The organism is Thermobispora bispora DSM 43833 (assembly GCF_000092645.1).
In the GTDB taxonomy this organism is placed as follows: domain Bacteria; phylum Actinomycetota; class Actinomycetes; order Streptosporangiales; family Streptosporangiaceae; genus Thermobispora; species Thermobispora bispora.
Genome location: NC_014165.1, coordinates 3,364,141 through 3,383,302, shown reverse-complemented (window position 1 = coordinate 3,383,302; position 19,162 = coordinate 3,364,141). Strand labels below are relative to the sequence as shown.

16 protein-coding genes are annotated in these 19,162 nt (G+C 71.1%); 6 read left to right on the top strand and 10 right to left on the bottom strand.

From position 1 onward, the window contains the following. Together TBIS_RS14270 and TBIS_RS14265 are read right to left on the bottom strand one after the other, a co-directional pair. Nucleotides 1–1,086, bottom strand: coding sequence for an alcohol dehydrogenase catalytic domain-containing protein (locus TBIS_RS14270; RefSeq protein WP_013133110.1), 1,086 nt, complete (start codon nt 1,084–1,086; stop codon nt 1–3). A 77-nt stretch (nt 1,087–1,163) separates the two neighbouring features. Next, on the bottom strand, nt 1,164–1,352 hold the full coding sequence (locus TBIS_RS14265) for a ferredoxin (RefSeq protein WP_013133109.1): 189 nt from the start codon (nt 1,350–1,352) through the stop codon (nt 1,164–1,166). Between the two features lie 207 nt (nt 1,353–1,559). Here TBIS_RS14265 and TBIS_RS14260 point away from each other — a divergent pair, with 207 nt between their 5' ends. Continuing rightward, nucleotides 1,560–2,192 carry a class I SAM-dependent methyltransferase gene (locus tag TBIS_RS14260; RefSeq protein ID WP_013133108.1) on the top strand — a complete coding sequence of 211 codons (633 nt, stop codon included), beginning with the start codon at nt 1,560–1,562 and terminating at the stop codon, nt 2,190–2,192. 81 nt (nt 2,193–2,273) lie between these two features. On the opposite strand, the gene TBIS_RS14255 is transcribed toward TBIS_RS14260, so the two are convergent. The 3 genes from TBIS_RS14255 to TBIS_RS14245 are packed head-to-tail and all read right to left on the bottom strand — an operon-like array spanning nt 2,274 to nt 5,325. Further along, nucleotides 2,274–3,335 carry a glycoside hydrolase family 15 protein gene (locus TBIS_RS14255; protein WP_013133107.1) on the bottom strand — a complete coding sequence of 354 codons (1,062 nt, stop codon included), beginning with the start codon at nt 3,333–3,335 and terminating at the stop codon, nt 2,274–2,276. Beyond that, on the bottom strand, nt 3,332–4,045 hold the full coding sequence (locus tag TBIS_RS14250; protein ID WP_013133106.1) for a class I SAM-dependent methyltransferase: 714 nt from the start codon (nt 4,043–4,045) through the stop codon (nt 3,332–3,334). The genes TBIS_RS14255 and TBIS_RS14250 overlap by 4 nt, the downstream gene beginning before the upstream one ends. A gap of 41 nt (nt 4,046–4,086) precedes the next feature. After that, nucleotides 4,087–5,325, bottom strand: a complete 1,239-nt coding sequence (locus tag TBIS_RS14245; protein WP_041431621.1) for a glycosyltransferase family 4 protein — start codon at nt 5,323–5,325, stop codon at nt 4,087–4,089. Between the two features lie 251 nt (nt 5,326–5,576). Between TBIS_RS14245 and TBIS_RS14240 the strand changes: the two genes are divergently transcribed. Continuing rightward, a complete protein-coding gene (locus tag TBIS_RS14240) occupies nt 5,577–6,599 on the top strand; it encodes a GDP-mannose 4,6-dehydratase (protein ID WP_013133104.1) in 1,023 nt (340 codons plus the stop codon). A gap of 486 nt (nt 6,600–7,085) precedes the next feature. On the opposite strand, the gene TBIS_RS14235 is transcribed toward TBIS_RS14240, so the two are convergent. The 3 genes from TBIS_RS14235 to TBIS_RS14225 all read right to left on the bottom strand — a co-directional run bounded on the left by TBIS_RS14235 (nt 7,086) and on the right by TBIS_RS14225 (nt 10,758). Further along, nucleotides 7,086–7,727: a TetR family transcriptional regulator gene (locus TBIS_RS14235; RefSeq protein WP_013133103.1), complete on the bottom strand. Its 642-nt coding sequence runs from the start codon at nt 7,725–7,727 to the stop codon at nt 7,086–7,088. 424 nt (nt 7,728–8,151) lie between these two features. Further along, complete coding sequence (locus TBIS_RS14230) at nt 8,152–9,756, bottom strand: sigma factor-like helix-turn-helix DNA-binding protein (protein WP_013133102.1); 1,605 nt, start codon at nt 9,754–9,756, stop codon at nt 8,152–8,154. A 144-nt stretch (nt 9,757–9,900) separates the two neighbouring features. Next, complete coding sequence (locus TBIS_RS14225; RefSeq protein ID WP_013133101.1) at nt 9,901–10,758, bottom strand: TetR-type transcription factor C-terminal domain-containing protein; 858 nt, start codon at nt 10,756–10,758, stop codon at nt 9,901–9,903. A gap of 157 nt (nt 10,759–10,915) precedes the next feature. Between TBIS_RS14225 and TBIS_RS14220 the strand changes: the two genes are divergently transcribed. The 4 genes from TBIS_RS14220 to TBIS_RS14205 all read left to right on the top strand — a co-directional run bounded on the left by TBIS_RS14220 (nt 10,916) and on the right by TBIS_RS14205 (nt 15,577). Continuing rightward, nucleotides 10,916–11,869, top strand: a complete 954-nt coding sequence (locus tag TBIS_RS14220) for a cyclase family protein (protein ID WP_013133100.1) — start codon at nt 10,916–10,918, stop codon at nt 11,867–11,869. Beyond that, the gene (locus TBIS_RS14215; protein WP_013133099.1) at nt 11,866–13,524 is read left to right on the top strand and encodes a class I adenylate-forming enzyme family protein; all 1,659 of its coding nucleotides are present in this window, start codon (nt 11,866–11,868) and stop codon (nt 13,522–13,524) included. Before TBIS_RS14220 ends, TBIS_RS14215 begins: the two co-directional genes overlap by 4 nt. Before the next feature lie 249 nt (nt 13,525–13,773). Continuing rightward, nucleotides 13,774–14,979, top strand: a complete 1,206-nt coding sequence (locus TBIS_RS14210; RefSeq protein ID WP_013133098.1) for an acyl-CoA dehydrogenase family protein — start codon at nt 13,774–13,776, stop codon at nt 14,977–14,979. A 106-nt stretch (nt 14,980–15,085) separates the two neighbouring features. After that, nucleotides 15,086–15,577 carry a flavin reductase family protein gene (locus tag TBIS_RS14205; protein WP_013133097.1) on the top strand — a complete coding sequence of 164 codons (492 nt, stop codon included), beginning with the start codon at nt 15,086–15,088 and terminating at the stop codon, nt 15,575–15,577. Nucleotides 15,578–15,988: 411 nt separating this feature from the next. Here TBIS_RS14205 and TBIS_RS14200 read toward each other — a convergent pair whose 3' ends face one another. Both TBIS_RS14200 and TBIS_RS14195 read right to left on the bottom strand, forming a co-directional pair. Continuing rightward, entirely contained in the window at nt 15,989–18,706 is a 2,718-nt protein-coding gene (locus TBIS_RS14200; protein ID WP_013133096.1) for a KGGVGR-motif variant AAA ATPase, read from the bottom strand. Beyond that, nucleotides 18,703–19,119, bottom strand: coding sequence for a hypothetical protein (locus TBIS_RS14195; protein WP_041431616.1), 417 nt, complete (start codon nt 19,117–19,119; stop codon nt 18,703–18,705). Before TBIS_RS14195 ends, TBIS_RS14200 begins: the two co-directional genes overlap by 4 nt. Nucleotides 19,120–19,162: the final 43 nt, after the last annotated feature.

Below are 19,162 nucleotides of genomic sequence, written 5' to 3'. Positions count from 1 at the left end.
TCAGTCGAAGACCACGACCTGGCGGAGCACCTCACCGCTCCGCAGCGCGGCCACGGCGTCGTTGAGGTCGTCGAGCGTGATCCGGGCGCTGATCATGCTGTCGAGGTCGAGCAGCCCCGCCTGGTACATCCGCGCGAACCGCGGGAAGTCCCGGCGCACGTCGGCGTCGCCGTACAGCGAGCTGAGGATGTTCTTGCCGTCGAAGAGGAGCTGGAAGGCGGAGAGCTGCACCATGTCGTCCATGGCCCCGGCGCCCACGATGACCACGTCGCCGCCGCGCCGGGTCGCCTGCCAGGCGGTCATGATCGCCGCCGACTTGCCGACCACCTCGAAGCCGTAGTCGAAGCCGAGCCCGCCGGTGAGGGTCTGGATCGCGTCGGGGAGCTGGTCCGGGGTGCAGGCGTGGGTGGCGCCGACCTTCTTGGCGAGCGCGTGCTTGGACTCCAGGGGGTCGATGGCGAGGATCGTGGCCGCCCCCGCGATCCGGGCCCCCTGGATCACCGAGAGGCCGACCCCGCCGCAGCCGACCACCGCCACGGTCGACCCCGGGCGCACCTTCACGGTGTTGACCACCGCGCCGAGGCCGGTGGTCACCCCGCACCCGATCAGCGCGGCGATCTCGAACGGCACGCCGGGGTCGATCTTGATCGCGCCCTGCCAGGGGATGACGATCTCCTCCGCCCAGGTACCGCACCCCGCCATGCCGTACGCGGGCCGGTCGCCGTCGAAGCGGAACCGCGGCTCCCGGAAGCTCTTCGCCAGGAACGTGGTGCACAGGGTGGGCTGGCCGCCGATGCAGTAGGTGCAGTCACCGCAGGCGGGCGTCCAGTTGATGATGACGTGGTCGCCCGGGCGCACGGAGGTGACGTGGTCGCCCACCTCCACCACCTCGCCGGCGCCCTCGTGGCCGGGGAGCACCGGCAGCGGCATGGGCAGCACGCCCGTCATCACCGACAGATCGGAATGGCAGACCCCGGTCGCCCGGATGCGCACCCGCACATCGGTGGGGCCGACCGGGGTGAGGGTGAAGTCGTCACGGATGTCGAGCGTGTCGTCCCCGACCTGGTGTAAGAGCGCGCCGCGCATGCGCGACCTCCCTCTCGTCGCATGGTTCGCTGGGGGGGCATCCGGCCCTCGCTCGGGCGAGAGCGGCCTTGGGGGCCTCACTCGAGCGAGAGCGCGGCCTTGGGGCAGGACCGCACCGCGTGGCGGACGCGGTCGAGCAGTTCGGCGGGAGGTTCCGGCATGAGCACGTGGAGCTGGTCCTCCTCGTCGAGGTGGAACACCTCGGGCACGAGGCCCATGCAGACGCCGTTGGCCTCGCAGGCTTCGTAGTTGACCTTGATCTTCATGTGGGCTCCTCCGGTGGCCGGTCCCGCGGCTCGGCCGGCCGGTCCTCCGCGGAAGGGCCCGGCCGCCTCGCCGGTCGCCGACGATGTGAAGTAGAACATGTTCCAGGACTGCGGACAAGAGCGATCGTCGCCAGCGGACGGCGCGCGATCAAGACCGCCACGCGCCGATCGAACCGGCCTAGGGGAAAGGGGGAGACGCCCGTGACGATGCCCGCCGAGCTCCGCGAGGTCGCGGAACGGGTCAAGGGCTTCATGCCGCCCGAGGAAGGGCTCGCCCTGTTCGAGGTCGCCCGGGCGTACGGCTCCCGCGGGCCGATCTGCGAGATCGGCACCTACTGCGGCAAGTCGGCCGTGTACCTCGGCGCCGGGGCGCGCCTGGCCGGCACGGTGGTGTTCACCGTCGACCACCACCGGGGCTCGGAGGAGATACAGCCGGGGTGGCCGCACCACGACCCCGAGCTGGTGAACCCGCGGACCGGCCGGATGGACTCCCTGCCGTTCTTCCGGGAGACGATCGAGGCCGCCGGCCTGGAGAACGAGGTGATCGCGATCGTCGGCGACTCGGCCACCGTGGCGCGGTACTGGAACACCCCGCTCGCCGTGCTGTTCATCGACGGCGGCCACTCGGAGGAGCCGGTCACCCAGGACTACGAGGGCTGGGCGCCGCACGTGATCGAGGGCGGGGCCCTGGTCTTCCACGACATCTACCCCGACCCCGCCGACGGCGGCCAGGCCCCCTACCGCGTCTACCTCCGCGCGCTCGCCTCCGGCGCGTTCAAAGAGGTCCGCGTGGTGGGCTCGCTCCGCGTCCTGGAGCGCACGGACCGGCCCTTCGGCTGATCCGGCCCCTCCGCTGAGCCGGCCTCTTCGGCTGACCGGCCTCTTCGGCTGACCGGCCTCTTCGGCCGAGCCGGCCCGGCCTCAGGCGCGGGCGATCTCGCACCCGCACTCGCCCACGGCGCGGACCAGGTGGCCTCCCGCGTCCCGGAACAGGCCCGAGGCCGGGGTCGCCCGGGCCAGGGCGTCGGCCGCGAGGATCACCGCGGCCGCGGTGTACCCGGAGCGCTCGTGGGGGAAGTGCCGCCGGTTCACGAACTGCCAGCCGGTCCAGTAGGAGCCGTCCTCGTGCCGCAGGTGCTGCATGTCGGCGAAGACCCGCAGGGCCTCCTCCCGGCGGCCCACCGCGTCGAGGGCGAGCACGAGCTCGCAGGACTCCGCGCCGGTCACCCACGGCTGGTCGGAGACGCAGCGGACGCCGAGCCCGGGCACCACGAACGTCGCCCACCCCTCGTCGAGCCGCTGGTGGGCCGCCTCCCCGCGGACCGCGCCGCCGAGGACCGGGTAGTACCAGTCCATGGCGAACCGGCTCTTGTCGGCGAACGCCTCCGGGTGGTGCGCGATCACGTGCCCGAGCCGGTCCGCGGCGACCTCCCAGTCCGGCTGGGGGTCGCCGAGCCGTTCGGCGAGCAGCGCGCCGCAGCGCAGCCCCTGGTAGATCGAGGACGACCCGGTGAGCAGCGCATAGTCGGCCGGGGTCCCGTCGGGCTCGCGCAGCCAGAGGATCTCCCCGCGGCGGGTCTGCAGCCCGACCACGAAGTCGAGGGCGCGGACCACGGTCGGCCACATCCGGCGGGCGAAGTCCTCGTCCCCGGTGATCAGCAGGTCGTGCCAGACCCCGACCGCGATGTACGCCGCGTGGTTCGACTCGCCGGCCGTCTCCACCGGCTCGCCGCGGACGAGCTTCCGCGGCCAGGAGCCGTCCGGGCGCTGGTGCCGTACCAGCCAGTCGAAGCCCTTCCGGGCCTCCTCGGTCAGCCCGGCGACGGTGAGCGCCATGAGGCACTCGATATGGTTCCACGCGTCGACGTGGCCCTCCGGCCACGGCACCCCGCCGTCCGGCTCCTGGATGGCGGCGATGCTCTCCGCGGTCTGCAGCACCTGCTCGGCGGTGATGATGCCGCCGACCTCCGGAAGCCGCCTCATGCCGGCTTCCGGGCGTAGACCACCACGCTCTTGCCGATGAGCGGGTTGAGCACTGCCTCGGCCAGCCGGGTGATCCGGGGCCGTTTCACGATGTCCCACACGAGGAGCTCATGGTAGGCCTTGGCGAGCGGGTGGTCGTCGTTCTTCACCCCGACGGCGCACTTGATCCACCAGTACGGCGAGTGCAGGCCGTGGGCGTAGTGGTGCGGGCCCACCCGGAGGCCGCAGGCCTTCAGCTTGGCCTTCAGCTCGGCGAGCGTGTAGATCCGGACGTGCCCGCCGGGGGCCGTGTGGTACTCCTCGGAGAGCGCCCAGCAGATGCGCTCGGGGAGGAAGCTCGGCACGGTGACGGCGACCAGGCCGCCGGGCTTGAGCACCCGGACGATCTCCCGCATCGCGGTCATGTCGTCCGGGATGTGCTCGAGCACCTCGGCGGCGATCACCCGGTCGAAGCTGGCGTCCGGGAAGGGCATGGCGAGCGCGTCGCCGACCACCGTGTCGCCGCTGGCGCCGGGCGGGACCTGCCCCTCCTTCACCATCGCGGCGAACATCGCGCGCACGCCGGCCAGCTCCTCGGCGTTCATGTCGAACGCGACCACGTCGGCGCCCCGGCGCAGCACTTCGAAGGCGTGCCGGCCACCCCCGGCACCCAGGTCGAGAACCCGGTTCCCCGGCCCTACGGGCAGCCGGTCGAAGTCGACGGTCAGCACTCGCCCTACCTTTCGTGATCGTGATCCGTGCTCGGGGTGGGTCAGCGGGCGGCGTGGGCCGCGATGGCCTCCCGGTAGACCTCCACGGTGCGCCGGGCCACCGCCGGCCACGCATAGCGCTCCATGACGCGCTCGTGGCCCTTGCGGCTGAGCTCGGCGCGCTCCTCAGGCGAGTCGAGCAGGCGGCGCAGCACGGCGGTGAGCTCCTCGGTGTCGCCCGGGGTGACCAGTACCGCCGCGTCGCCGACCACCTCGGGCAGCGCCCCGGTCCGCGAGGCCACCAGCGGCGTGCCGCAGGCCATGTGCTCGACCGCGGGGAGGGAGAACCCCTCGTACAGGGAGGGGACGACCGCGATCTCCGAGGTCGCGATCAGCTCGGCGAGCTCCTGGTCGGAGATCCCGTGGACGAACCGCACCCGGTCGTGGAGCGAGAGCTCGCCGACGAGCCGCTCGGTCGGCCCGTCGGGCGATGGCTTGCTCACCACGGTGAGGTGGACGTCCCGCTCGGTGGCGAGCTTGGCGACCGACCGCAGCAGCACGGAGACGCCCTTCATGGGCGAGTCGGCGCTCGCCACGGCGATGATCGAGCCGGGGCGCCGCGGCAGGTCCGGCCGGGGGTGGAAGTAGCGGGTGTCCACGCCGAGCGGGACCAGCCGCATGGCGGACTGGGGCACGTTGAAGTCGCGGTGGATGTCGAGGAGCGATGACTCGCTGACGGTGAGGATGGGGTTGAGCCGGGGGGCGACGCGGCTCTGCATCCGCACGAACCCGTACCAGCGGCGCAGGGAGAGCTTCCGCCAGCCGGTGGCGTTGGCGAGCTCGATCCGCCGGTCCACGCTGATCGGGTGGTGGATGGTGCCGACGACCGGGAAGTGCCGCTTGATGCCGAGCAGGCCGTAGCCGAGGGTCTGGTTGTCGTGCACCACGTCGAAGTCGCCGATCCGCTTCTTCAGCTCCCGGTACGCGCGGAGGCTGAAGGTGAGCGGCTCGGGGAAGCCGCCGAGCCGCATGGTGATGTACTCGAGGCGGTCGATCCAGTCGCGGTACTCCTCGCGCTTGGGGGTGCGGAAGGGGTCGTCGTCACGGTAGAGGTCCAGGCTGGGGACCTTGTTGAGGATCACCCCGTCCTCGAGCTCGGGGTACGGCTGGCCGGAGAAGACCTCGACGTGGTGTCCCAGCGCGACGAGCTCACGGCTGATATGGCGCAGGTACACCCCTTGGCCGCCGCATGTGGGCTTGCTGCGATAGGAGAGCAGGGCGACTCGCAGCCTCTCCGTCAAGAGGTACCCCTTTCCCGCCGTGCCCACATGGGTCGCCCGTGAACCCTACCATTCACCCAGAGATCCGAAGAGTCGTGAAATGGCTAACCACATGGGGCATACCGTGACATACCAGCACCATTAATGTAGTCGAATCATATTCGGTATAACACGTTCTACAAGGGCTGGTCACCACGTGCCCCCTCGGCGAGAGAGGGTCAAGGCGGTACATTCGCCTCACAAGACAACTTGCGGCACAACAGGAGGAACCGTTGGCCAGGCGCGCGCTGCTTACCGGCATCACCGGTCAAGACGGCTCCTATCTCGCCGAGCATCTCCTGAGGGAAGGGTACGAGGTCTGGGGCCTCGTCCGCGGCCAGGCCAACCCGCGCGTGGCCAGGGTGCGCAAGCTGCTCAAAGACGTCCGCCTCATCCGCGGCGACCTGCTCGACCAGGGCTCGCTCATCGCCGCCGTCGAGAAGGTGCAGCCCGACGAGGTCTACAACCTCGGCGCGATCTCCTACGTGCCGATGTCCTGGGAACAGGCCGAGCTCACCGCCGAGGTGACCGGCATGGGGGTGCTCCGCATGCTGGAGGCGATCCGGGTCTGCTCCGGCATCACCGCCTCCCGTACCCCCACCGGCGGGCAGATCCGGTTCTACCAGGCCTCGTCGTCGGAGATGTTCGGGCAGGTCCGGGAGACCCCGCAGACCGAGCTCACCCCGTTCCACCCCCGGTCCCCGTACGGCGTGGCCAAGGCGTTCGGGCACTTCCTCACCCAGAACTACCGCGAGTCGTACGGGATGTTCGCGGTCTCCGGGATCCTCTTCAACCACGAGTCGCCCCGGCGCGGGGTGGAGTTCGTCACCCGCAAGGTCTCGCTCGGGGTCGCGCGGATCAAGCTCGGCATGGCCAAGGAGCTGCGCCTCGGCAACCTCGACGCCCGCCGCGACTGGGGCTTCGCCGGCGACTTCGTCCGCGCCATGCACCTCATGGTCACCGCGCCGAAGCCCGAGGACTACGTCATCGGCACCGGCCGGATGCACTCGGTCCGCGATCTCGTGGAGGTCGCGTTCGCCACGGTCGGCCTCAATTGGCGGGACTACGTGGTCACCGATCCGTCGCTCTACCGCCCGGCCGAGGTGGACCTGCTCTGCGCCGACCCGAAGAAGGCGAAGACCCAGCTCGGCTGGGAGCCCAAGGTCTCGTTCGAGGAGCTGGTCCAGATGATGGTCGAGTCCGACCTGCGGCTCCTCTCGAGCGGGCGCGACCCGGAGCACGATCTGGCCTGGTGAGCGGGCCGGCCCGGTGGGCCGTGCGCCGCGCCGCTCAGTGCCCTGCCGTCCGGGCCTCGCGCGGCGTGGGCCGGCGGGTGAGCCGCCGATCGGACGGCGCCGTCTCCGCCCTACTGCTGAGAGGGCGATCGTGCGCCCGGGCACGGCACCGGATGCCGGCGGGTGTCCGGCGTGCGGCGGGCCGGATGCACGACCAGGTGCCCGGTCCCCGTCAGGCCGGTCGCCGGGGCGGGCGCCGGATCTGACGGCCGGCCGGCCGCCGGGCCGGCCGCCAATCCTGCGGCAGACCGGTCGAGCAGGGTCGTTCTGTCGGCAGGCGGTATGGCTCCGTGGTGCCGGATGGCAGGTCAGCACGGTCCCGATGCGCGCGGGGTCCTTGGTCCGGTCGAGCCGGGCCGTCTTGCGGCGGGCCGTACGCCACCGTGGTGCCGGGCCGTACCTCAGCCGGTCCCGGAGCGTGCCGGCTCACGCGACGGGCGGCGCGGGTCAGGGGAGCAGGCGCGCCGCCACGGCCTCGATCCGCTGCTGTGCCTCGTCGTAGGTGCGGTTCCCCCGCAGCAGCTCGAGCAGCTCGTGGACCCAGAAGCTGGCGAGCGCGTCGGCGATCGCCACCTGCTCGGGCGTTGGCTCGCTGTCCGGAACGATGCCGGCGGCCCGCAGCACCAGCGCGGCCAGCCGGTCGCTGAAGGTCATCCCGACCTCGGAGGTGATGAGCGACCGGAGCAGGGCGTCGGCGAGCTCCGGCTCCCGCATCAGCCCGCGTGCCGCGCGCATGAGCACGTCCGTGGCGCGCCCGGCGGGGGAGGGGGAGCTCGGCGGCCGGCGCTCGATGCTCGACTCGAGCAGGTCGATCTCCTCGCTCACCACCGCCACGATGAGGTCCATCTTGGACGGGAAGTAGCGGTAGAGCGTGCCGAGGGCGACGCCGGCCCGCTCGGCGACCGTCCGCATCTGCATGGCCTCGACCCCGCCGCGCGAGGCGAGCGCCGCGGCGGCCTGGACGATGCGCCTGCGCCGCTGGTGCTGGCTTCGCACCCGCGAACCGCTGACGACCGGCTGATCGTCCGTGCCGGTCCGTCGCTCCGGCTTCGACACCGCGGCGTCCGCCACTGCTCGCGAGGCACGCATAGAAACACGTTATCTGATCGGAAAGCCGTGTGGACGGTTACTGACCGGTCACCATGGAACCCCGACCTACCAGGCGTTTCGGGGTGTTTCACACTGATATCGGGTGGGTTACGGCGCGGGCGTTATTAGAAACCGTTCTAATCCGGGGTATGGCGCCCGGAAACGGCCGGCCCGCGCGCCTCGCCATCGGAACCTGTTTCACACGGCCCCCGGATCGATCGGCTCGGCACGCTCGGGGCCGGATCGGTTGGGCCGGGCGGGGAAGGCGCCTCGTCCCGGGCCGGGCGTCCACGTCGCCGAGGAGGTGCGCCGGCCGGCGGAGCGCGGGCCGGGTGCGCGTACGGTGCCGCACCGGGCCGGGGCCTCGGGCGGCGCGGGCCGGCGTGCGCCGTCATGGGCCGCGCACCGGCCGGGCGTCGACCCGCTACGGCCCGGTGAAGCCCGGGACCAGGGTGAACACGAGGAAGGCGATGAGCAGGCAGAGCAGCAGCCCGGCCAGCTCCCACAGCCAGTCGTGGTGGCGCTCCCGCTTCGGCCGGACCCGCTCCTGCCCGGCCGTACCGCCGTCGCCGCGGTCCGCGTCACGGCCTCCGGGCCCCTTCCCGGTGGCCGGGCTCGACGCATCCGGCCGGCGCCGGGTCTTCTCCGGCTTCCGCGCGGGTTCCCCGGCCGATGCGGCGTCCTCCGGCGCGCCGGTGCCGGGCGTGGCGGTGGACGCCTTCCGTTCGGCGGGGCGGAACGCGTCGAACGAGTCGTCGGCCTGCCGCCGGTCCTCCGTGGCGGTGGGCCCGGCCTCCCGGGAGCGGGTCTCCGGACGGGACGCGGTCTCCCGTGCCGGGCTCTCCGGGGCGGTGACGGTCTCCCGGGCGGCCCCCGCGGCCTCCTTGGGGCGGGGCTCCCCATGGGCCGTGGCCTCCGCGGGGCCGCCGGATGCGGGGTCGGTCTCCCGGGCCGGGGTGCCGGGTGCCGCCGGGGCGCCCCGGTTCGCGGCCCCTGGTGCGGCGATGCCGTCCCGCGTCCAGAGCGGGGGAGCGTCCGTCAGCCCGTGGACCGGCGGTTCGGGTACGGCCGGCGTCTCCCGGGCCGGAACGCCGGGAGCGGCCGGGGCCGTACCGGCCGCGACAGCCGGCACGGCCGGGATCTCCTGAGTCTGCGGGCCGGACGCCGTGGGCGCCTCCGCGGCCGGGGCGCCGGTCGCGGGCGCGGCGCGCGACCGGCGACGGCGCCCGCCGGACGGGCTCGGTTCGCTCACCTTGGGGATCGGCTCGGTCTTCGCCTCGTCCCGCTCCAGAGCCGTCCCCGTGCTCACCGGTCCGGTGATGGGGCCGGTGATCGGGCCGGGCTCGGCCGGGGCGAGCGGCGGGATGGCCGGCCACGAACCGGTCCCAGACCACTGCGGGTCCGGGGGCGGGGCCGGCTCCAGGTCACCCGTCATGCCGAGCACCCGGTTGCGCAGGCTCGCGGTCGGGCGGCGCCACGGTTTCCGGGCGAGCACGTCCTCCACCCGCGCCATCTCGAGCGCGTCGTACGCGGCGATGAGCTCCGGCGGGGTGTACGGCGCGGAGCGGGCCGCGGTCACCGCGGCGCGGAGGGACCGGGTGAACCGGTTCCGCGCCCCGGCGGTGAGCTGTTCGGCGGTGTCCGGGGCCACGTCGAGCACGGCGGCGAGCTCGGCGGGGGTGAGCCCGCACACGGCGGCCAGGAGCAGGGCCTCCCGCTGGTGCGGCGGCATCTCGCGGAACACCCGGTCGATGAGCGAGGCGATCGGGTCGATCGCCGAATCGACCGCGGGGGCCGGGCGGCGCACGTCCCGGCGGAAGATCTCCCGGCGGGCGAGCGCGTACAGCGCGGCGCGGGGCGGTTCGGCCGCCGGGATCTGGGTGAACACGGCGGTCACCGCGTCGGAGGCCGAGTCGGGGTCGCCGAGCTGGTCGTGGCAGTACGCGAACAGCCCGGCGGCGTGCCGCTCATAGAGCTGGGCGATCAGTTCGCCCCGGGACCGCTGCTGACCCATGAGCGATGCGGTCACGACCCGGCTCCTGTGACGTCGGTGACTGGCGGGCTGTCAGGCGCCCTTCATGGGTAATCATGCAGGACTTCGTCCGTCAATGCACAAGGTGGGGGGTAATCCGGATTTCTCCTATGTCTTACGTGGATATCCGGGGCGACGGGATCAGCCGCCGGTCTTCGCCCCGAGCAGGCCCAGCGCGAACCGCGCGTACTGCTTGGCGATCTCCTCGGGCGTCATGGGCCCGCCGATCCGGAACCAGCTCGGCAGGCTGGTGCACATGGTGGCGATCGCCTTGCCGGCCATCCGCGCGTCCTCGGCCTCGACCCGGCCCTCCGCCACGGCCTCGTCGATGAGCCGGTCGAGGACGTGCTGGACGTGGTCGCGCATCGCGGCGATCTTCCGGCGGTTCTCCGGCTCGAGGCTGCGCATCTCGCTCGCCCCGATGAAGGCCAGGTCGCTGCGCCGGGTGTGGAACAGCGCGAGCGCCTCGACGACCAGTGCGATCCGCTCCAGCGGCCCGGTCCCCTCGTCCCGCGCCCGTTCCACCCGCCAGATCAGGTCCTGCATGGCGATGTCGAGGATCCGCACCAGCAGTTCCTGCTTGTTCAGGTAGTGGTGGTAGACCCCGGGGACGCTCATGTTCGCCTGCTGGGCGATGTCGCGCATGCTCGCGCCGTGGTAGCCCGTCGCGACGAAGGAGCGGATCGCCGCGGCGAGCACCCCGTCGATCGGCAGCGGGGCGAAGTGCCGCCACTCCCCGGGCTCCCCGGCGCCCGGCGGCGGGCCCGCGGCGCGCTCCGGGGGCGGCTCCTCGAGCAGGGCGGCGGGCGGGACGCCGAGCGCCGAGGCGATCCGGCTGAGCCGGGCGATGGTGATCCCCGTCTTGCCGTTCTCGATGGCGCTGATCGTGCCCGGGCTCACCCCCACGAGCCGGGCGAGCTCCCGCAGGGAGATCCCACGGTCCCGGCGGGCGCGCCGGATGGCCCGGCCGATTCGGCCACGTTCCTCCATTGCGGACATGTGTTCAGCCTAGCTGAACACAGCCCTGTCGATCCCCTCACCGGATAAATCCCGAAAAATCAAGCCTTGACGTGCAGTTAATCCGGTGCGAGTTTGGCTTCCACACGCGGGCGACCGAGTGAACGATCCGTTTGCCTCGTCAGGAGGGGGTGCCCCCATGACCGAAATCCCCACGATGGAGGAACTGCTCCGCGACGCTCCGAAGAACTGGGGGAAATGGGGGGATGACGACGAAGTCGGCGCGCTGAACTACCTCACCGCCGATGAGGTGTTCCGCGGCGTCCGGCACATCAGGTCGGGCAAGGTCTTCACCCTGCAGCGCGTCATCGGGCATCCCAGCGGCGACCCGGTCTGGCCGGGCCGTACCCCGGCCCAGCGGACCATGATCCTCGACGAGTCGAGCTGGGACCGCGACGACGCCCCGCAGTTCCCGGGCGGGCTGCACTACGCGGACGACAAGATCGACGCCTTCCTCCAGGGGTCCACCCAGTACGACGCCCTCGGCCACGTCTGGTACGGCGGGCAGATCTGGAACGGGTACGACGCGCGCACCACCATCGGCGGTCTGGAGAAGGCGAGCGTCGAGCCGATCGCCGAGCGCGGCGTCGTCGGCCGGGGCATCCTCCTCGACATGGCCCGCTTCCGCGGGAAGACGAACCTCGACAAGGGCGAGACCTTCACCCACGAGGACCTGATGGCCTGCGCCGAGGCCCAGGGCACCTCGATCGAGAAGCGCGACATCCTGATCATCCGCACGAACTTCCTGCGGCTCTTCTACGAGCAGGGCGAGAAGTTCTACGAGGACTTCTGCGAGCCCGGCCTGGTCTACAGCCCCGAGCTCGTCCAGTGGTTCGCCGACATGGAGATCCCCAACCTGGTCACCGACACGATCGCCAACGAGGTGACCATCGACCCGAACCACGGCGTGGCCCTGCCCCTGCACTGCGCGCTCATGCGCAACCTCGGCGTCGTGCTCACCGAGATCTGCGACCTGGAGCGGCTCGCCGAGGACTGCGCCGCCGACGGGCAGTACACCTTCCTCTACGTCGCCGCCCCGCTGAAGATCCGCAAGGCCGCCGGTTCCCCCGTCAACCCCGTGGTGATCAAATGAGCGTCTACGCGCAGCGTCCCTGGCTCAAGCTCTACTCCGCCGGGGTGCCCGCGGACATCGCCCCCGAGTTCGACACCATGCTCGACCTGTTCCGGGCGTCCGTACGGCGGGCCCCGGAGAGCATCGCGATCAAGTACTTCGACGGCGCGCTCACCCTGGCCGAGCTCGACGAACGGTCGGACGCGCTCGCCGCCGCCCTCGCCGAGCGCGGCTTCGGCCGGGGCGACCGGCTCGCCGTCTACACGCAGAACAACCCGGCGTTCGTGATCGCGCTGCTCGCGGCGTGGAAGCTCGGCGGCGCGGCCGTCGCGGTGAACCCCATGAACAAGCACCGCGAGCTCGCCTACCTGCTCGCCGACTCGGGCGCGAAGGCGCTGGTCTGCCTGGAGGAGCTCTACGCGGCGGTGGCCCGGGACGTGATCGCGAGCGGCGAGACCGCGGTGGAGACCGTGGTCACCTGCTCGCCGCTCGACGGGCAGACCCGTGACGACCCGCGGCTCTTCGCCTCCACCGTGCGCGCCCGGCACGAGGGCACGCTCGACCTGGAGGAGCTCATCGCCCGGTACCGGGGCCGCCGGCCGGAGCCGGTCCGGCCCAGCGGCGACGACGTCGCGGTGCTCACCTACACCTCGGGCACCACGGGCGTGCCCAAGGGGGCGATGAACACCCACCGCACCATGGCGTTCAACAGCCAGACCTACCGGGACTGGATGGGCCTCACCCCGCAGGACAGCGTGCTCGGGGTGGCGCCGCTGTTCCACATCACCGGGCTGGTCGGCCACGTCGGGATAGCGCTGCTCCTCGGCTGCCCGCTGATCATCGCGCACCGGTTCGAGCCGAACGTGGTGATGGACGCGATCCGGGAGCACCGGCCCACCTTCACCGTCGGCTCGATCACCGTGTTCATCAGCCTCTCCCAGCTCCCCGGCGTGACCAAGGAGGACTGGTCCTCGTTCCGGATGATCTACTCGGGCGGGGCGCCGATCCCGCCGGCGGTCACCGAGGCGTTCCTGGAGAAGACCGGCATCTACATCCACAACATCTACGGGCTGACCGAGACCAACTCGCCGTCGCACGCCGTGCCGCTCGGCCGGCGCGCGCCCGTCGACCCGAACACCGGCGCGCTCTCCGTCGGCGTGCCGGTGTTCAACACCGTGGTGCGGATCGTCGGCGACGACGGCCGCGAGCTCCCGCCCGGCGAGGTCGGCGAGATCGTCACCTCCGGCCCGCAGGTGATCCCCGGCTACTGGAACAAGCCGGAGGCGACCGCCGAGAGCCTGCCCGGCGGTGAGCTGCGCACCGGCGACGTCGGGTTCATGGACGAGGACGGCTGGTTCTACCTCGTCGACCGGAAGAAGGACATGATCAACGCGGCCGGGTACAAGGTCTGGCCGCGGGAGGTCGAGGACGTGCTCTACGAGCACCCGGCGGTCCGCGAGGCCGCCGTGGTCGGGGTCCCCGACGAGTACCGCGGCGAGACGGTCAAGGCCTTCGTGTCGTTGAAGCCGGGCGCGCAGGCGACCGAGGAGGAGCTGATCGAGTTCTGCCGGGCCCGGATGGCGGCGTACAAGTACCCGCGGATGATCGAGTTCCTCGACGAGCTGCCGAAGACGCCCACGGGCAAGATCCTGCGGCGCGAACTCCGGAACAGGTGAGCGTGACGACCTTGGGCACCGGACCGCCCGCGGCGGCCGGTGACTGCAGGCGGCCCCGGCGCGGGCCGCCGGGAACCGGTGCGACCGCACGGTGGTGGGCCGCCCATCGCCGTGCGGTCGCACGGTGCCGGGCACCCCGGCGCCGGGCCGGGTGACCGGCGCCGGGCATGGCCCGATCATGGCGGCGGGGCCGTCACGCCCGCCAGGCCTCCACCGGCTCGATCGAAGCGGATGAGAGAGGGGGACCGGATGGACTTCGCGCTGTCGGCCAAGGCCGAGGAGCTGTGCGCCCGGATGTGGGACTTCATGCGGGAGGAGGTGTTCCCGGCCGAGCCCGAGTACCACCGGTGGCGGGCGGAGCACGACCCGCACGCCCTGCCGCCGGTGGTCGAGCGGCTGAAGCGCTCGGCGCAGCGGCGCGGGCTGTGGAACCTCTTCCTGCCCGAGATCTCGGGCCTGTCGAACCTCGACTATGCCCCGATCGCCGAGATCTCCGGGTGGTCACCGGTGATCGCGCCCGAGGCGATCAACTGCCAGGCGCCGGACACCGGGAACATGGAGATCCTCTACCGCTTCGGCACCGAGGAGCAGAAGAAGCGGTGGCTGGAGCCGCTGCTCGCCGGGGAGATCCGCTCGGCGTTCGCGATGACCGAGCCGGACGTGGCGTCGTCGGACGCCACCAACATCACGGCGCAGATCGTCCGCGACGGCGACGAGTACGTGATCAACGGCCGCAAGTGGTGGACGAGCGGCGCCCTCGACGAGCGCTGCCGGGTCTTCATCGTGATGGGCAAGACCGACCCCGGCGCCGAGCCGCACCGGCAGCAGTCCATGATCCTCGTGCCCCGGGACACGCCCGGGGTGACGATCGTGCGCGACCTGCCGATCTTCGGCTACCACGACCAGCACGGCCACGCGGAGATCCTCTTCCAGAACGTGCGCGTGCCCGCGGCCAACCTCCTCGGCAACGAGGGCGACGGTTTCATGATCGCCCAGTCGCGGCTCGGCCCCGGCCGGATCCACCACGCGATGCGGCTGATCGGCATGGCGGAGCGGGCGCTGGCGCTGATGGTGGACCGGGCGAAGTCCCGGGTGGCGTTCGGCGAGCACCTGTCGTCCTTCAGCAGCGTCCAGGAGGCGATCGCCCGGTCGCGCATCGAGATCGACCAGGTCCGGCTGCTCGTCTACAAGACCGCGTGGCTCATCGACCGGTACGGCGCCAAGGGCGCCCGGACCGAGATCGCCGCGATCAAGGTCGCCGCGCCGAACATGGCGACCCAGGTGATCGACCGGGCGATCCAGGTGTTCGGCGGCATGGGGGTGACCGAGGACACCGTGCTCCCGTACTTCTACGCCTGGGCCCGCTGCCTGCGGATCGCCGACGGCCCGGACGCCGTCCACCTCCGCTCGGTGGCCCGTCAGGAGCTCAAGCGCGCCTACCCGTACGTGGGCTGACCGCGCCGCCCGCCCCGGCGGCCGCGTGTGCGGGCGGTGGGGTGCCGCGGGCTCCGGCACGAGGCTTTAGCGTGGATCGCCGGAGTCCGAGGGAACGGAGGGCGGAGTGACGTCACTGGAAGGCCCGTTCCGGGAGGCCATGGCGCAGCTCGCCGCCGGGGTGGCGGTGATCACGGTCCAGGAGGAGCGAGACGACATCGGGACCACGGTCTCGTCGCTGATGTCGGTCTCCCTGGAGCCGCCCCTGGTGCTGGTGAGCATCGCCTCGCAGAGCTACGTCACCGAGGTGCTGCTCCGCCGGGACCGCTGGGCGGCGAGCCTGCTCGCCGACGGCCAGCAGGCCATCGCCTCCCGGTTCGCCACCCCGGGCCGGCCGAGCGCGCGGCTGCTCCTCGCCGGCGTGGCGCACCACCGCGGCGCGCACAGCGGCGCGCTCATCGTCGAGGGCGGGGTGGCGGCGCTCGAGGCCGAGAGCGTGCAGGTCGTCCCGGCCGGGGACCACACGCTCTTCATCGGCGAGGTGCTCGGGGTCGACTACGTGGACGCCACCCGCGCGCCGCTGGTACGGCTGCGCTCCCGCTACCGCGCGGTCACCTGACCGCCCCGGCCTCGGCGCCGGCCGTGAAGTGGGCCAGCGTCCCGACCGTGCCAGGGACCCCGGTCCTGATCGGCGGGCCCGCCCCGCCGGTATGCCCGGCGATCCCAGCCATCGGCGACCGGGCCGGTACCGACCGGCGATGGTCCGGCCCGATCCCGGCGGGCACGGCTCGCCCGGCGGTCCGCCCCGAACTCCGGCGAGGTGCGCCGGTGCGCCCGGTGCCCATCGTCGGCCGCTCGGCGGGCCCGGACGGGCTCGAGGCGGGCGAGGTCACGGCATCGCTACTGCGCGAATGAGAACTATCGCACGCGAAGGCCTGGCTAGTGCCCAAATTCGCGGACCGGCGGCGCGGCAGCGGCCGGCAAGGGCTACCTGACCACCGTGCGCTGCCTCCGACGGGTCGCTCGATGGTCAGTCGAAGTTGCGCTGCCGAACCTGGTTCGCGATCGCGAGAATCTTGGGCCGGCCGACCACCTTGAAGGCGAGGCCGTGGCGGAATATCTCCGGAATCCAATACTGGTCTTCTTCGCGGAAGACGACGCCGTTGGATGCGAGAATTTCGAGCTCCTCACTCGACAGCCCCACGGAATTCGGGCTGAACGGAATGCGCTTCTTGTCCGCCTCTAGCGCGTCAAGGCGTTTGAGTAGCTCGCCCACCTGTGGGCTCTCCTCGCTGATGGCTCTGATCTTTTCCTTGCTACACGTCACCAGTGCGTTCCGCATGGCGCTGGGGATGAGCAGCCGGTCCGTGTAGCGCGTGTCGGAGACCGAGCCTGCCGCCGATTCGGCCAGGAACGTCACGATATCTCGTGCCTGAATCTGGCCGTTGAAGTCGGACAACGCCGCCAGGAACCACCTGTCGGACCGCGCTTCTCGCGAGCGCGGCGATCCCATCTTCTCGCCCCAGACCGGGATGAGCAGGCGGCTCAGGTCCTCGTCTCTCGCCTGCCGAATCGCCTTGGACGCCACCTGTGAAAGTGCCTTGGCCTGCTGAGTCACCCACAGCGTAAGCCGCAGGGCCTCTGCCGGATTCCATTTGAGCTCGTAGTCGCGATAACGCGCGAGGAATTGGGCGCTGTTCTGCTTGATCGCGGCCTGCACGAGGTCGCGCCGGATGAAAATGATGAGGCCGAGCGGACGGCCGCGGAGGCTACGGAGCCATTCGAGACAGTCGACGAGGAGAACCCGGAGCGCCTGCCGTTGCGCGTCGTTCCGGACGAATTCCTGGAGCAGATCCTCGAGGCCATCGATGAGGAATATCCTCGTCGAGGTGCGCGAGAAGTCGACCAGCCTCTCCTCGACGTCCTCGGGTGACGCCTCGATGCCCACCGCCCGGGCCATGCAGGTCAGCCACACGCGCCGCCACTCGAGGTCGGACAGTGGGGACCGCAGCGATGTGTCGATGAGGTCACGGAGCTCGAGCTGGCTCGCCGGTTCGGCGCCGGGGGATGCGCAAGCGAGCTTCTGCACCTCTCTGATCCGTTCGGAGGTGCGGTCCTGCAGATGCCGGGAGACGAAGACCGGGGCGAGCCGGGCGTCCAACGTCACGTTGTCCACGCCCACAGCTTCGGCGTAGCCTTGCCAGGTCTCCCGGAAACACATCTGGACCTGCGTGAACGTCTTCCCGGACCCCTTCGCGCCCACCACCACGCAGAGCGGCGGCTCGGTGCGATGCGAGGTGAGCAGGTTCCGCAGCGACTCGGTCGGAAGGAAGCCAGTGCTGTCGGCGGTCTCGGCGTAGGCCAGCCGCCTCGCGAACGTTTCCAGTCGCTCGCGCCTTTGCGCCAGTTCGTCCTCGGAGCTCTTCTGCTGGAACGACTCATCCGCGCTCTCGGCCGCCGCCGGAGGGGAGGCGAGGTCCTCTGCCAGCGTCTCCAAGAGCTGCGGAAGCTGCTGGCGTCGGGCGAGTGCGATCACCGCGTCCCAGTTGGCGGGGAGAGCAAGGAGGTGATCCTGGAACGCGCTCAGCGTGGGCTCCACCACCACGTCGTTGTCGACCGTCATGTCCTCGCCCTCATTCGGCTCCGGCTGCAGGGTGGTGGCGATCGCGTCCCGCAACCGGGCCGCCGCTTCGATCACCAGCGATCGGTCGGCCTGCTCCCGGAACTGGGTGATGATGATCGCGCTCGCCGGATCGCCCTTCCGTGACGGGGCACGTCGCCCGAGTTCCCGGATGAGCCGCTCCGTGCCGTGCAATGACTGCTCGCTGACCGTGGTGACGAAGACCCGCTGTACCCGGGGGTCGAGCAGGATGGGAGCCGACAGTTCGCTGCCGCCGGCGCGAAGGTCGATGAGCACGGTGGACGCATGCAATGCGGCGGCCAGCTCGGCCAGGGATTCCGTCAGGTAGTAGATGGGCCGATCCGCCGTGAGGAGATCAGTGGGTTCGATCTTGGGTGGTGCGATATCGGCGAGGGATCGCCGCGTCGGCATGACGATGACGTTGTCGAACGCCTGGTTCGGCAGATAGGCGGCGCCGAGGGAGACGGCCTCGTCCGGACGCCCGTCAGCGGAAGCGTGCAGGAGCGCCAGGAAGTCCTCGTAACTGAAGTCCACGCGTTTGCCGTGACCGGCGAGCATCCAGGTGATGCCGGGAGCCTCCAGGTCGGCATCGATCAGCAGTACGCGGCCGCCCTTGCGGGCCACAGCGTCGGCCAGTGCGATTGCGTGCAGGGTACGGCCCACGCCTCCCTTGTAGGAATGGAAGGCGGCGATCCGGACGCCATGTGGGAGATGGGACTCCGGCGGTGGCAGCGGCTCGCCGAGGCTGCGGACGATGCGGCGCTCACGCCATCGCGGCTCGCGTCGGTGGGCCTCAGGCTCGCGGTGGTTGATCGTGATCGGAAGCAGCCTCCGGGAGGGGCGCCCAGGGATGTCGTCGAGGCGCAGGGCAGGTGGCCCTTCGTCCCTGACAATGGACCCGACCCCGAATCGCTCCCCGAGCCACCGGAGCACTTCCTCGGCGGAAACCGCCGGGGCGACGGTCACTTCGAGGCCGTCCCAGAATGCGTCGCACTCGTGGAGCCATTCCGGCCACCGCTTATAGAGTGCGAGCTTTTCCAGGTGGGCATCCACATCCACCCAGGTGTAGATGTGCTCGGGGACGGAGTCCGTGACGTCGGGCATCATGCCCTCAATTCTCCCTGATACCAGTCCCTCAGCTCACGCAACACTTGGATCGCCTGCTTCTCCTCGTCCCGCTGCAGGGCATGCCCGTATCGCCATGCTTGGTGCAGGTCTTCGAAAGAAATCCGCGTTTTCTGGTCATGCTGCGATGGGCAGGATCGCTGCATGCGATCGCACAAGGTAGGCGGCAGGCGCAATTCCTTCGCCAGCCGGTGCAGGTCGTGCCGGCGGAATTCCGGACGCAACTGAGCCGTAGAGTGAAGCTTAAGACGACGGAGTAACGACGCTTTCAGCCCGCACTCCACACTGTAGAAAAGCAGCAGGGCCGCCGGAGGCCCCTCCGCCATCTGCTGAACGGCCTCGTTCTGCGAGATAAAGCTCGCCCGAAGCTGGCGCCAGCCGACCTCCACCGCCACGGAAAGCGATGGTAAGGGCAGTCGGCTTTTCCCACACCTGGAA

Bases quoted from the DNA above. Each gene is read 5' to 3' on its own strand.
- TBIS_RS14235 (WP_013133103.1), bottom strand. From the start codon at position 7,727: ATGCGTGCCTCGCGAGCAGTGGCGGACGCCGCGGTGTCGAAGCCGGAG.
- TBIS_RS14210 (WP_013133098.1), top strand. From the start codon at position 13,774: ATGGACTTCGCGCTGTCGGCCAAGGCCGAGGAGCTGTGCGCCCGGATG.
- TBIS_RS14200 (WP_013133096.1), bottom strand. From the start codon at position 18,706: ATGATGCCCGACGTCACGGACTCCGTCCCCGAGCACATCTACACCTGG.
- TBIS_RS14220 (WP_013133100.1), top strand. From the start codon at position 10,916: ATGACCGAAATCCCCACGATGGAGGAACTGCTCCGCGACGCTCCGAAG.
- TBIS_RS14255 (WP_013133107.1), bottom strand. From the start codon at position 3,335: ATGAGGCGGCTTCCGGAGGTCGGCGGCATCATCACCGCCGAGCAGGTG.
- TBIS_RS14260 (WP_013133108.1), top strand. From the start codon at position 1,560: ATGCCCGCCGAGCTCCGCGAGGTCGCGGAACGGGTCAAGGGCTTCATG.
- TBIS_RS14265 (WP_013133109.1), bottom strand. From the start codon at position 1,352: ATGAAGATCAAGGTCAACTACGAAGCCTGCGAGGCCAACGGCGTCTGC.
- TBIS_RS14225 (WP_013133101.1), bottom strand. From the start codon at position 10,758: ATGTCCGCAATGGAGGAACGTGGCCGAATCGGCCGGGCCATCCGGCGC.
- TBIS_RS14215 (WP_013133099.1), top strand. From the start codon at position 11,866: ATGAGCGTCTACGCGCAGCGTCCCTGGCTCAAGCTCTACTCCGCCGGG.
- TBIS_RS14270 (WP_013133110.1), bottom strand. From the start codon at position 1,086: ATGCGCGGCGCGCTCTTACACCAGGTCGGGGACGACACGCTCGACATC.